Consider the following 12,707-nt stretch of genomic DNA (forward strand, 5'->3'; position numbering starts at 1 on the left):
TAAAAACCTTAAAAGCAAAATTTATTTAGTTGGTAAATTTTATTTAGTTAGAAAAAAAGCATTTCCAATCTTGGAAATGCTTTTTTTATTAAATCTATTTTATAACGTTTTGGCAACCGTATTTACAGCCTCTATTGTAAAATCTAAATCTTGATAAGATAAAGCATCGGTTATAAACCAAGTTTCGAAAGCACTTGGCGCAATGTAAACTCCAGCATTTAGCATACCATGAAAAAAGGTTTTAAAGGTTTCGTTATTTCCTTTTGCAGACGAGTCAAAATCTACAACCTCATCTTTTGCAAAATGAACAGATATCATAGATCCTTGCCTGTTTATAGTATATTCTACATTATTTTCATCTAAAACCTTAGCAATACCTTTATGTAAATAAGCAGTTTTTTCTGCTAAACGATTAAAAACGTCTTTATCACTATTCAATTCAGTTAACATAGCCAAACCTGCAGCCATAGCTAATGGGTTTCCACTTAAAGTTCCTGCTTGATAAACAGGACCTAGTGGTGCTAAATAATTCATAATTTCATTTCTTGCTGCAAAAGCACCAACCGGCAATCCGCCTCCAATTACTTTACCAAAACAAACAATATCTGCTTTAATATTAAATAATTGCTGCGCTCCCCCTTTTGCTAATCTAAAACCTGTCATTACCTCATCAAAAATCAACAAAATATTATTGGCATCACATAGAACTCTTAACCCTTGTAAAAACCCTTCCTTTGGAGGAATGCACCCCATGTTACCAGCAACTGGCTCAATAATAATACAAGCTATTTCTCCTTTATTAGCCTCAATTAACGCTTCAACATTAGCTAAGTCATTATAACGAGCCAACAAGGTATCTTTTGCTGTACCTGTAGTTACACCCGGACTGTTAGGTGTACCAAATGTACTTGCACCACTTCCTGCTTGAATTAAAAAAGAATCAGAATGTCCATGATAGCAACCTGCAAACTTTATAATTTTGTCTTTACCTGTAAAACCTCTAGCAAGTCTAACTGCGCTCATACAAGCTTCTGTTCCAGAGTTTACAAATCTAATTTTATCGATATTGGGCACCATAGAAACCGCTAATTCTGCAATTTCTGTTTCAATTTCTGTTGGCATTCCAAACGATGTTCCTTTTTTTGCCTTTTCTATAACAGCATTTACAACTGGCTCAAAAGCATGACCTAAAATCATTGGTCCCCAAGAATTAATATAATCTATTAAACGGTTACCATCCTCATCAAACAAATAAGGTCCTTTAGCTTCTTTAACAAAAATGGGTGTTCCTCCAACCCCTTTAAAAGCACGAACAGGAGAGTTTACACCTCCTGGAATAACTTTTTCTGCTTCGGCAAATAATGCGCTACTTCTTTTGTAAATCATTAATATTTTAATTTTTATTTACTTGTAATTCTTGACCTATTGAAATATTATTATTTTTCAAATTATTAATTTCTTTAAGCTCTTCTACCGTTAAATTATGCATTTTAGAAATGTAATATAGCGTATCGCCTTTTACCACAATATGAGTAATTTTTTTAGGGATAACTCTAGAACTTTTTACAATATCGATATCTGTTTTTAGCTTTTTACCACCATCAAGTTCGTAAAGGCGATAACGTTCTATTAAACTAATTAATTTTTCTGGATACCTTTTATCTGTAGCATAACCAGCAGCTCTTAAACCTTTTGCCCAACCTTTATAATTGGTTTGTTTAAGTTTAAACAAGCCTTCGTAGCGTTTTCTACCTGTTAAAAACAACGAATGATCTCTAAACGAATACTTCGCGTTATTGTATTTCCTGAAACATTCTTGCGCCTCATCATCGTCGTGGTATATTTTTGCTCCAGACCAATTATGGCATTTAATTCCAAAATGGTTATTGGCTTCTATAGATAATCTTCCTTTACCAGATCCAGACTCTAAAATACCCTGAGCAATAGTTATACTTGCTGGTATGTTATACAACCGCATTTCTTCTTGCGCTATTTCTTTATAGGTATCTATATATTGCTCTGTGGCACTTGCATAAATTTTTGCAGGTACTTTTGGTGTACTCGCCTCTTTATTTTCTCCTTTTTTAGTAACCCTTACTGTTTTTGTTTTAGGCTTTTTAGTTATCACTGTTTTTTTAGTTCCGCAACTAAAAACCAAAACACTTATAATTAAGACCAGTATATTTTTATTCATTTTCATACGCAATTAATGGTAATTTTTTCTTTTTTAATATGCCATTCATTCCTTTTATACCTTGAATTCCTCCTGTATGAATAGCTAATATTTTTGAGCCTTCTGGAAAATATCCTTTTTTAATTAAATCGAAAATTCCAAACATCATTTTACCTGTGTATATAGGATCTAATTGAATATTTTGATTTTCTTTAAATTGATTTATAAAATGTACTAAATCGGCATTTATTTTGGCATAACCTCCAAAATGATAATTGGTAGTTAAACTCCAATTTTTCTTGGTTACAAATTTAATAATATCTTCTTGTAAAAAAGAACCTTTTAGAGCAGGAAAACCCAAAATTTCCTGATTAGCTTCAGAGCTATTAATAAGCCCAGAAATAGTACCTCCTGTTCCTACAGATACACAAATAAAATTAAAATCGGCATCGGTATTATTTAAAATTTCTTGACAACCTTTTACTGCTAGTGTATTTGTTCCGCCTTCTGGAATTAAATAAAAGCCACCAAATTCTTTTTTTAAAACATTAAGAAAGCGGTTTGTATTTTTAAGTCTAAAAGCATCTCTAGTTATAAATTTAAACTGCATACCACACGCCTTAGCAAATTGCAATGTTGGGTTAGTATCAATCTTACCTTCTAATTCCTCTCCTCGAATTACACCAATAGTATTAAAACCAAATGTTTTACCTGCAAAAGCAACTGCAGCAATATGGTTTGAGTAAGCACCTCCAAAGGTTAAAAGCGTTTTAAAGCCATTGTATTTAGCCTCTTCCAAATTATACTTTAGCTTTCTATACTTATTACCCGAAACAAAATTATGGATACAATCTTCTCGCTTTAAATATAATTCTACGTTATACTTTTGCGGTAATTTAATGCGTTCGTTTATGCTCTTGTTTAACTGAAAAATCATTAATGCGAATATACTTTAAAAAATTCCAAAATCGTCTTTGTTTTAAATAATGAAAGTTAGATTCGTTTGCATAAGCTTCGCGTTCAAAAGAAATATTTTTATAAGCCAAATGCCAATGCCTATACACCATAAACTTTACAAAAAACTCAACGCTATAAAACACATAAAAAGGCAATATAAAAAGTTCTAATTGCTGTTTTAAATGAATACGTTCGTGGTTTATTAAAACAGCATTATGCCTTAATGCTTTTCGCTTTAAAAACACAAAAGGAAAAATAGTTAAGCCCAAATAACCTCTAGGCACTAAGTATTTTGAAACTATTATCATATCAAACCAACTTCAAAAATCAAACCATTTTATATTACCTTTGCTATATATGAAAAAAATTATTCCAATTGAAGAAGGCGATTTTTATTTAACGCCAGAAGGTTATCGCTGTTTTACAGAGCAATATCATTTAAAAAGAGGTTACTGTTGCGAAAGTGGATGTAGACATTGCCCTTATGGATATAATAAAAAAACCAACTCCATATCTAGATAATACCAATACTTTCAAGGCTTTAACAGCAAGTGTATGGTACGATTATTGATACTTATATATAAATTGAAAGCTTCTTTATTCAATTTTATATTGTAAAAATTGTTATCTTATAAGAACTAAAAAAAGAAAAATGCTTATGAAAAATGTATTAAAAACGTTACCGCTTCTAGCAATACTATTTGTGGTTACATCGTGCTCGTCTGTTAAAGTAGCTGCAGATTATGACAAAAATGCCAACTTTGGTGAGTATAAAACCTTTGCCTTTTTTAAAAATGGCATTGATAAAGCTGAAATTAGCGACCTTGATAAACGAAGAATTTTAAGAGCGATTGAAGCTGAATTATTAGCAAAAGGCTTTACAAAATCGGAAAAACCAGATGTACTAGTTAGTCTTTTTACAAAATCTAACCAACGAGTGGATGTTTACAATAACTCTTGGGGCTATAACAACTGGGGTTGGGGTGGTTTCGGGCCTGGCTGGGGTTGGGGATGGAACCAACAACCAGCAGTGTCTACTAGTACCGAAGGTGTTTTGTTTGTAGACCTAATAGATGCTAAAAAGAAAGAATTGGTTTGGCAAGGCATGGGAACCGGTTACTTAACTAGAAATATGGAGAAAAAAGAAGAAAGAATCAAGGAGTTCGTTTCTGAAATCATGATGAAATATCCACCAGCAATACAATAAACTAAAAATTTAAAAGCGACCAATTTGGTCGCTTTTTTTATTAATATAATTAAGCTTTACTTATTTCTAAATAGAAAACGCTAAACACTTCTTCTTCTTTAAATAAAACACCACTAAAAATTATAAAATAACAACAAAAAGACGCAATTAAATGAATATTTCGTATTTTTAAACTCTAAAATAACGAGATTTCAATGAATACCGCAATCGAACAAAATGCTATATTAAGTCGTTTACCTAAACACCTTAAACAGTTTATAAAACCACAGAATTACAATAATTATTCTGCTATAGACCAAGCTGTTTGGCGTTATGTTATGCGTAAAAACGTTGATTTTTTAAGCAAAGTGGCTCATAAATCATATTTAGATGGTTTAAAACAAACAGGTATTTCTATAGATAATATACCTAACATGTACGGTATGAACCGAATTTTAAAAGATATTGGCTGGGCAGCAGTAGCTGTAGATGGTTTTATTCCGCCAAATGCTTTTATGGAATTTCAAGCTTACAACATACTCGTAATTGCTAGCGATATTAGGCAATTAGACCATATTGAATATACACCTGCTCCAGATATTATTCACGAAGGTGCTGGACATGCACCTATTATTGCAAATCCGGAGTATGCAGAATACTTACGCCGATTTGGAGAAATAGGAAGCAAAGCTATTTCATCTGCTAAAGATTACGAACTTTACGAAGCGATAAGGCATTTATCTATTATAAAAGAAGCTCCTAATTCTAATATAAATGATATCGCTTCTGCAGAAAAAAAGGTAGAAGATTTACAACTAGAAATGGGGGAGCCTAGCGAAATGGCCCTTATAAGAAATTTGCATTGGTGGACTGTAGAATATGGTTTAATTGGCTCTATTGACAACCCAAAAATATATGGTGCAGGCTTATTATCATCTATAGGAGAAAGCGCTTGGTGTATGACCAACGAAGTTGAAAAGCTACCATACAACATAGAGACCACTTACAAAAACTTTGATATAACAAAACCGCAACCTCAACTTTTTGTTACTCCAAATTTTGCGCATTTAAGTCTTGTTTTAGAAGAATTTGCCAATACTATGGCCCTACGAACAGGTGGATTATCAGGAATAAACAAGCTAATAGAATCTAAAGCTTTAGGCACAATAGAATTAAGTACAGGTATCCAGGTTTCTGGTGTATTTACAAACGTAATAACGCATAAAAACAACCCAATTTACATCCAAACTACAGGAAAATCGGCTTTAGCTTACCGAGAAAAAGAATTGGTTGGCCATGGTACAGCAACACATAGCAAAGGTTTTGGATCTCCTGTAGGGAAACTAAAAGGTATTAATTTAGCTATAGAAGACATGAGTCCGCGAGATTTAAGAGCTTATGCTATTTTTGAAGAACAAGTAGTAACCCTTGAATTTGAAGGCAACATAACCGTATCTGGAGAAATTATTACTGGAAAACGAAACCTTCAAGGTAAAATTATACTAATAAGCTTTAAAAACTGTACAGTTACACATAACGACACTATTCTCTTTAAACCCGAATGGGGCAATTACGATATGGCAGTTGGCAAATCTGTAGTATCTGCTTTTTCTGGTTCTGCAGATTTACAAAGTTTTAATTTAATAACACACAAAACGTCTTCTGAAACTATTAAAACAAAAAAATCTACCGAAAAAATAGAGCTAGAATCCCTTTATCAACAAGTAAGAGACTATAGAGAAAATAAAAACCAAACCATTTCTAGAAGCAAAGTACTTGAGCAACTTATAGAAAAACATAATAACGATTGGCTACTTGCTGTAGAATTATATGAACTGGCTTTTAAAAGTGAAGAAAAAGAGCTTTGCGAAAATATTTTAAATCATTTGGAAACCATTAAACAAAATAGACCAAAAGTTGGCAGGTTAATTGATGATGGATTAGAAATTATTAAACAAAAAACGGTTATTAAATAACGTGTTTCTAAGAGAAATACACGATATTTAATTCATGAAAAAGAAAATAAAACCACTTATAGTAGTTTGCATAGTTTTCCCATTATTGCTAGTTGTTATTTCTAATTACATAATAGAAAAGCAAACCGAAAAACTAACTTTTTTTAGCACTACAGAAATAAAAAAAAACAAAGTAGGTTTGGTATTAGGAACCTCTAAGTTATTAAATAATGGCTCTATAAATTTATATTTTAAATATCGTATTGACGCCACGTTAAAATTATATAAAAGCAAAAAAATAGATTTTATTTTAATAAGTGGAGATAATGGTAACAAGACTTACGATGAACCTACAGATTTTAAAGAAGAGCTTATAAGCAAAGGGATTCCTGAAGAAAAAATATTTTTAGATTATGCAGGCTTTAGGACATTGGATTCTATTGTTAGAGCTAAAAAAATATTTGGTCAAGAAAATATTACTATTATATCTCAACAATTTCATAACCAAAGAGCCATTTACCTTGCCAAACACCACAATATAAACGCCATAGGTTTTAATGCAAAAGATGTTTCTGCTAGCTCTGGCTTTAAAGTTAGAGCCAGAGAGTATTTAGCTAGAACAAAAGTTTTTATAGATATTTTACTAGGGGTTAAACCCAAGTTTTTAGGTAAACAGGTTGAGATTAAATAAAAAATTATCCTAAACTATTGGAGTGTTTTTTATTTAAATCACTTTAAATTAAGTTACAAATTCATCTTCTATATCTCGATAACTATTGGTGCAGTAAACATGATTAATTGTTTCTTTTAATTCTACTTTCGCTTAATAAGTTAAGACAAATATATCACCTTGTTCATAACCAAATACAACTGCATCAACAGAAAGTTTTATAGTTTGTTCTTGCATATTTATATTCTTTAAAACTTATCTAAATCGTTTTAAAGTTTTCTTAGTAAATTTACTTAACACTAATTCTCCGCTAATTTTAGCACGCTCTATAAGTAATGCGTCCCAATGTGCAGTATTTTCCCAAAAAACTTTTTTCATTTCGGTTAAAGCTTCAGGGTTGTAAGTCGTTAACTTTTCTGCTAATATTTTAACTGCTTCATCCAGCTCTTCCTGTGTTTCGAATACCTCTGCATAAAGTCCTTTATCTTTTGCAAATTCCGAAGAAAAAAAAGTTTCTGCATCAATAGTCATTTGCGACATGGCTGTTTTACCTATTCTTCTAGATACAGCCGGCTCTATTACAAAAGGTCCAATACCAATACTTAATTCGCTTAACTTTATAGACGCATATTTAGTGGCCAAACAATAATCTGTTGCAGCTACTATACCTACACCGCCTCCTACTGTTTTACCTTGAACCCTACCTATAATTAATTTAGGACATTTACGCATGGCATTAATAACATTAGCAAAACCAGAAAAAAACTGTAAACCAGCTTCTTCGTTTTCTATAGAAATGACTTCGTTAAAACTTGCGCCTGCACAAAACGTTCTATCTCCTCCACTTTTTAAAACAATAACCTTTATTGCTTTGTTTGTGCCAGCATCGATAATAGTTTTTTCTATTTTTTTTAAAACTTCGCTTGGCATTGAATTTCTGTTGGGATGAAAAAACTCAATATATCCAACTTTATTTTCTATGTTTAAATTAACGTAGGGACTATCCATGTGCTAAATTGATTCTTTTAAATTCAGGTTTCAAGATACGTAAAAACTACAATTTAATATTCTGAAATTGGTCGTTTTTACTTATTACGGTATTATTATATTGTAAAGTCCACCCTAAAGAATTTGTTAATATAAAAAACTTAGAGAGTTCGCTAATTAATCTATTTTTAGCATTATGTTTTAAATTTGAATCTCCAATCTTTTTATTTAGAGAAAGGGTAACTGCTTTTTTAATTTCGTTATAATCTTTGGCTTCAAATGGATTAAAAAAATCTGATTGCATATCGTAGTACTCCAAATCTGGATGAATTTTAATTTCTTCCTCAGGAATATTTATAATTGTAAGTGTTTTGGTTGCCTTATTTACATCAAATTCAATTTTACTTAAATCGTATGCAATTGTAACATCTGCATTAACCACAACTAATGCTTTTTTATTAGATGTTAAGTAATTTCCTAATATTTCTTTTGAATTTTTATAGTTGAACACTTCGCTAAAATGCCCTTCTGTTACAATTAATTTACCAACGTTATTAATTTGTTTTTGAATCAAGGTAGAACTTTCTTGAAGTACTATATTGTCTGCTCTTTTTTGCTCACAGTATTTAAATGCAAACAGAATAATAAGGGTGATAAATACACCTAGTAGAATTTTACGCATATGCTAAAATAAAAAAACATTAGTTTCCCTCGACATATAAGGTCCAAACTAATGTAAGCCATCCATTAATAGCACTACAAAGATATAAGCTTTTTAAAGTAAAAACATTATCTCAAGGTTAAACAAACGTTACAATAAAACTTTATATTAAATTATTTTTTTTTGCTTTTTGTACTGCCTCTAGCTTATTATGTACTTGTAGTTTTTTATAAATATTTTCTATATGTTTTCTTACTGTACCCTTAGAAAGTATTAAGTTATTTGCTATTAAATTATAGCTTAACCCCTTACTTAAATGCTCTAAAACCTCTGTTTCCCTTTTTGTTAGTTTAATATTTTCTTGGGCTCCTAAGTTATTTATAGCTATAGGGTTTCTTAATAACTTAAGGGTTTTTAATGCTATAGAAGGATTCATGGCAGCACCTCCATTTAATGTTTCTTTTATACCTGCATATAAATCTTTTGGATTTACTTCTTTTAGTAAATACCCATCTGCACCTGCTTTTATGGCATTAAAAATATTCTCGTCATTATCAAAAACAGTTAACATTATTATTTTAATATGTGGGTATTTTTGCTTTACTATTTCGGTTGTTTGTATGCCATTTAAAACAGGCATTTCTATATCCATTAAAATAATATCTAGGTTACAATTAAGCTCTAGTTTATTTAATAACTCTTCGCCATTTAAAGCTTTAAAACTTACTTTTAAATCTTCGAAAAACGATATTTTTTCTTCTACCATTTTTATTAAAAAAGAATTATCGTCTGCTATAGCTATTTTAATATTCATTTTTATTTATTTAGACTTAAAAGTTACAATTATCTTAACCATTTTGGTATACGCAAAACAACGTATATTTTACACCTTAACACTAAAGGTTATTTGAGTCCCTTTATCTATTTTTGACTCTATTTTTAAAGAAGCATTAATATCGCTGGCTCTTTTTTTTATGTTATTTAGCCCATTACCTCTTATTATCGTTTGTGCATTAAACCCTTTACCGTTATCTATTATTGAGAACAAAATGGAATTATTCTCTTTTTTTATATCAACATTTACATGGGTTGCTCCTGCGTATTTTATTGCGTTATTAACAGCTTCCTGGATAATGCGATACATATTCATGCCTTGCACAGAAGTAAACTCTAAGCTAGAAGCTAATAATTTATCGATGTTAAAACTAAATTGAGTTGATCTTGAAGCTAGGTGCGCTTTATCTATAAAATTTGAAATTCTAACTTGTAAATCTTCAAGAGAAATACCGTCTTTATTCATAGCCCAAATGGTATCTCTAAGTTCGTAAATAGTATCTTTTGTAAAAGCACTTATACTATTTAATTTACCAGTTAACTTATCATTTTTAATATTAAATCCATATTGCAAATTATCTATAGACGAAATTATAAACGTAAGTTGTGCCCCTATATTATCGTGTAAATCTCTCGATATTTTTAATCGTTGCTCGTATATTTTTCTTTCGTAAACTCTGTTTTCTTGAATAAGCAAATAATACTTGTGAGACATGGCAATAGTTAACACAAAAATCTCTACAAAAATAACAATTTCCCATTGTAATGGGTTAAACCCATTTGTTAGCTTAAAAGCAGTTAAAATATAATAAGCCACAAAAGACATTAACGGAAAATAAGCCAATAGAAAGTAGTACGCCATTAGTTCTTTTTTAAAGGCTAATTTTAAAGCAATAGCATACATAAAAACAGTTACCACTAGTAAAATAGCTTTTGTAAAGTAAAATGAAAAGCCATAAAACCAATCGAACCGCCTTAAAAACAAACCACTAATAAAAAATACAAATGTAAATATTGCTGTATATTTTAAAACAATATAAACTTTTGGATAATAAACCTTTATAGGCAAAAACTTATTTAAATATAAAAGAATAAAGGTAACTTGTAACAAGGCAAACATTTCTGTAAAGCTATTACCAAAGAACAAATATTTCTCAATATATAAAGGAGATACAAAGTGACGTAAGCCTAGTAAATTAATAAAAACAACTGCTACAAAAAAAGTATAATATAAATAGATTCTCTTTTTAGAAAAAATGAACATTGCTATAGAAATAAGCACCACAAGCACTGTAAAACCTCCAAAAAAGATAAGATAACTTGTTCTTATTTTTATATCTAGCTTTCTAGTTTCGTAATGCTTCTCTGTCCATATTTTATTAGTTACCCTAAAAGCACCATCGTTAACTATGGCTCGCATATATACTGTTAAAGCTTCGTTTTGCGCTATAGTAATTGGATAGACATAAGCATACTTATTACTTAAAAAGTTAGTATCGTCCGGATCTTTAAAATGAAGTCCTTTTTTAGGATATGAATGTACTTTACCTGCTCCTTTAACCACATAAAATTGAAGCGAATCTAAATATGTTTGATTGACTTCGAAAACAAATTTAGTTACCTCAGATTTATTTTTAATTTTAATTTTTACCCAATTGTAATGTGTAAATACTCCAGAGTTTAAAAACTTTTTTTCTTCATAGTGAAACAAAGTATCGTTTTTTAAAACAGCTTCTATTCCCTTTGCTACATGGGCATCACTATAAATATACTGCTTTGTAAGCGTGGCTTCCTTAAAATTTGGTTCAAGTATATTTATATCTGTTGCCCTTTGAGCATAGGAAAAAGTAAGGCACAACAAAAAACATGAAAAAATAAAAAATTTCATATTTAGGTTTTAGTTAATAGCTCGATGAAGATATAAAAAAATGATTATTCTAAAAGAATAATCGATGTGCCTATATTTATGGTAGATATAATGCTTTTAATTACAAAAAGCAGCTATAAAAAAACATCAACTGGCAATTGATTTAACAATATACGCAATTGATGTCTTCTCTGTGAACTGATTAATAGCATACTAAATTTAAGCTAATATATTAAAAACCAGACAATTTATCGATTAAACGTAATTAAAAAAGATTAAGCGCAATAAAATAAATATCGCGCCCAATCAAACAAATCTCAACAACAAGATTTATTTTTTAACACGTTCACCTTTTATCATTCTAATAGTTGCTTAAAAATGTTTTAACATGGTAAGACAAGAACTTATTTCCTGCATTAAACATACCTGCTGTATACTTTTTAGAATCTACCTCAATCCACTTGGTAAGTTTACTGTAGCTAGGCCCAACAATAACTATTGGCTTAAACGAGGTTGCTGTTTCTGTATTTTGCTTAGAGTATGCTACAACTTTATCCTTTTTAATAACACCATTAATTTCTAAATCTTTTTTTAATCCACCATCATATTGGGTTTCTGCTCCCAAACCTACTTTTCCTTTTGCAAAAGACACATTACTAGTAATTCTATCTAATGTTTGCGCGCCTTTTAACCTCACAAAGCCTTTTGTTTTTGGTGCAGCAACAGTGTAATCGCCTATTAACCTATAATTAGTAAACATTTTTACTTTTGCTCCGCCAGCATTCTTAAAAAAATCGTTACCCGCTTCAGAGTACATAAAATATAAATTTATGTTTGCTATTACAGCATCATCCAGCTCGTTAGATAATTTTTGTGGCACTAAAGCCCCACTTAAAAAACCTTTCTTTTTCTTACCTTCTTTTGTCTCTTTTTTATAAAAAAAGGAATATCCATTAGGTACAGATGTCATAACTCCTGGTAAACCAGACTCTATAACATAAGGACCTGAAGATTTTTCCCAACCTGCGTATGTTTTTGTTTTAGCAGCTACATCTGGAGTTATAATTTCGAATCCTTTCGCTTTTAAATCGGCTACAAAATCATTATAAAGCTTGTTTGTTTTTTCTTGAATATCTGCTTCTTGTAAACCGTTAATACCTATTGCTGCTTGTGCTGTTGCTTCACCTCTAGCTGAGTTTCTAAAACCTCCTGCTGCTTTATAAGATATGGCTTCTTTGTAGGTCTCGAAATTAATATTGAAACTAGCAATATATATTTTTTTAGGTCCTTTTTTTAATTTTCCTAATCCATATTTTTGCAGACTTGGTTTAAATTCTGCTATATCTTGGGCATAAACAGCTCCGATTAATAAAAAAGCTAATACCGTACTAAGTAATAATTGTAATTTTCTCATTGT

At 30.5% G+C, this 12,707-nt stretch carries 13 protein-coding genes; 4 read left to right on the forward strand and 9 right to left on the reverse strand.

The genetic code is table 11. The features are described from left to right. Positions 1 to 99 precede the first annotated feature (99 nt). Genes hemL through ABD715_RS10235 form a run of 4 tightly spaced genes read right to left on the reverse strand, consistent with a single transcriptional unit; the run spans position 100 to position 3,438 of the window. A complete protein-coding gene (gene hemL / locus ABD715_RS10220; protein WP_344788107.1) occupies positions 100 to 1,386 on the reverse strand; it encodes a glutamate-1-semialdehyde 2,1-aminomutase in 1,287 nt (428 codons plus the stop codon). Positions 1,387 to 1,393: 7 nt separating this feature from the next. Further along, the gene (locus ABD715_RS10225) at positions 1,394 to 2,194 is read right to left on the reverse strand and encodes a glucosaminidase domain-containing protein (protein WP_344788108.1); all 801 of its coding nucleotides are present in this window, start codon (positions 2,192 to 2,194) and stop codon (positions 1,394 to 1,396) included. Continuing rightward, positions 2,187 to 3,110 (reverse strand): 1-aminocyclopropane-1-carboxylate deaminase/D-cysteine desulfhydrase, encoded by a 924-nt coding sequence (locus ABD715_RS10230; protein ID WP_344788109.1) that lies wholly within the window; start codon positions 3,108 to 3,110, stop codon positions 2,187 to 2,189. The genes ABD715_RS10225 and ABD715_RS10230 overlap by 8 nt, the downstream gene beginning before the upstream one ends. Next, a complete protein-coding gene (locus ABD715_RS10235) occupies positions 3,070 to 3,438 on the reverse strand; it encodes a hypothetical protein (protein ID WP_344788110.1) in 369 nt (122 codons plus the stop codon). Before ABD715_RS10235 ends, ABD715_RS10230 begins: the two co-directional genes overlap by 41 nt. A 49-nt stretch (positions 3,439 to 3,487) precedes the next feature. Between ABD715_RS10235 and ABD715_RS10240 the strand changes: the two genes are divergently transcribed. The 4 genes from ABD715_RS10240 (at position 3,488) to ABD715_RS10255 (ending at position 6,962) form a co-directional block, all read left to right on the forward strand. Next, on the forward strand, positions 3,488 to 3,652 hold the full coding sequence (locus ABD715_RS10240; protein ID WP_344788112.1) for a C1orf53 family protein: 165 nt from the start codon (positions 3,488 to 3,490) through the stop codon (positions 3,650 to 3,652). 136 nt (positions 3,653 to 3,788) lie between these two features. After that, the gene (locus tag ABD715_RS10245; RefSeq protein WP_344788113.1) at positions 3,789 to 4,337 is read left to right on the forward strand and encodes a DUF4136 domain-containing protein; all 549 of its coding nucleotides are present in this window, start codon (positions 3,789 to 3,791) and stop codon (positions 4,335 to 4,337) included. A gap of 194 nt (positions 4,338 to 4,531) precedes the next feature. Further along, positions 4,532 to 6,292, forward strand: a complete 1,761-nt coding sequence (locus ABD715_RS10250) for an aromatic amino acid hydroxylase (RefSeq protein WP_344788114.1) — start codon at positions 4,532 to 4,534, stop codon at positions 6,290 to 6,292. A 34-nt stretch (positions 6,293 to 6,326) separates the two neighbouring features. Further along, entirely contained in the window at positions 6,327 to 6,962 is a 636-nt protein-coding gene (locus ABD715_RS10255; RefSeq protein ID WP_344788115.1) for a SanA/YdcF family protein, read from the forward strand. Positions 6,963 to 7,196: 234 nt separating this feature from the next. Here ABD715_RS10255 and ABD715_RS10260 read toward each other — a convergent pair whose 3' ends face one another. The 5 genes from ABD715_RS10260 to ABD715_RS10280 all read right to left on the reverse strand — a co-directional run bounded on the left by ABD715_RS10260 (position 7,197) and on the right by ABD715_RS10280 (position 12,704). Further along, on the reverse strand, positions 7,197 to 7,949 hold the full coding sequence (locus ABD715_RS10260) for an enoyl-CoA hydratase/isomerase family protein (protein ID WP_344788116.1): 753 nt from the start codon (positions 7,947 to 7,949) through the stop codon (positions 7,197 to 7,199). Between the two features lie 46 nt (positions 7,950 to 7,995). Further along, on the reverse strand, positions 7,996 to 8,610 hold the full coding sequence (locus ABD715_RS10265; protein WP_344788117.1) for a DUF4230 domain-containing protein: 615 nt from the start codon (positions 8,608 to 8,610) through the stop codon (positions 7,996 to 7,998). A gap of 142 nt (positions 8,611 to 8,752) precedes the next feature. Then, positions 8,753 to 9,403 (reverse strand): response regulator, encoded by a 651-nt coding sequence (locus tag ABD715_RS10270; RefSeq protein WP_344788118.1) that lies wholly within the window; start codon positions 9,401 to 9,403, stop codon positions 8,753 to 8,755. A 69-nt stretch (positions 9,404 to 9,472) separates the two neighbouring features. Then, positions 9,473 to 11,311, reverse strand: a complete 1,839-nt coding sequence (locus tag ABD715_RS10275) for a sensor histidine kinase (protein ID WP_344788119.1) — start codon at positions 11,309 to 11,311, stop codon at positions 9,473 to 9,475. 340 nt (positions 11,312 to 11,651) lie between these two features. Then, a complete protein-coding gene (locus ABD715_RS10280; protein WP_344788120.1) occupies positions 11,652 to 12,704 on the reverse strand; it encodes a hypothetical protein in 1,053 nt (350 codons plus the stop codon). Positions 12,705 to 12,707 lie beyond the last annotated feature (3 nt).

It is taken from the genome of Postechiella marina (genome assembly GCF_039538365.1).
Classification (GTDB): Bacteria; Bacteroidota; Bacteroidia; order Flavobacteriales; family Flavobacteriaceae; genus Postechiella; species Postechiella marina.

Bases quoted from the DNA above. Each gene is read 5' to 3' on its own strand.
- ABD715_RS10240 (WP_344788112.1), top strand. From the start codon at position 3,488: ATGAAAAAAATTATTCCAATTGAAGAAGGCGATTTTTATTTAACGCCA.
- ABD715_RS10280 (WP_344788120.1), bottom strand. From the start codon at position 12,704: ATGAGAAAATTACAATTATTACTTAGTACGGTATTAGCTTTTTTATTA.
- ABD715_RS10225 (WP_344788108.1), bottom strand. From the start codon at position 2,194: ATGAATAAAAATATACTGGTCTTAATTATAAGTGTTTTGGTTTTTAGT.
- hemL (WP_344788107.1), bottom strand. From the start codon at position 1,386: ATGATTTACAAAAGAAGTAGCGCATTATTTGCCGAAGCAGAAAAAGTT.
- ABD715_RS10245 (WP_344788113.1), top strand. From the start codon at position 3,789: ATGAAAAATGTATTAAAAACGTTACCGCTTCTAGCAATACTATTTGTG.
- ABD715_RS10260 (WP_344788116.1), bottom strand. From the start codon at position 7,949: ATGGATAGTCCCTACGTTAATTTAAACATAGAAAATAAAGTTGGATAT.
- ABD715_RS10250 (WP_344788114.1), top strand. From the start codon at position 4,532: ATGAATACCGCAATCGAACAAAATGCTATATTAAGTCGTTTACCTAAA.
- ABD715_RS10265 (WP_344788117.1), bottom strand. From the start codon at position 8,610: ATGCGTAAAATTCTACTAGGTGTATTTATCACCCTTATTATTCTGTTT.
- ABD715_RS10270 (WP_344788118.1), bottom strand. From the start codon at position 9,403: ATGAATATTAAAATAGCTATAGCAGACGATAATTCTTTTTTAATAAAA.
- ABD715_RS10275 (WP_344788119.1), bottom strand. From the start codon at position 11,311: ATGAAATTTTTTATTTTTTCATGTTTTTTGTTGTGCCTTACTTTTTCC.
- ABD715_RS10255 (WP_344788115.1), top strand. From the start codon at position 6,327: ATGAAAAAGAAAATAAAACCACTTATAGTAGTTTGCATAGTTTTCCCA.
- ABD715_RS10235 (WP_344788110.1), bottom strand. From the start codon at position 3,438: ATGATAATAGTTTCAAAATACTTAGTGCCTAGAGGTTATTTGGGCTTA.
- ABD715_RS10230 (WP_344788109.1), bottom strand. From the start codon at position 3,110: ATGATTTTTCAGTTAAACAAGAGCATAAACGAACGCATTAAATTACCG.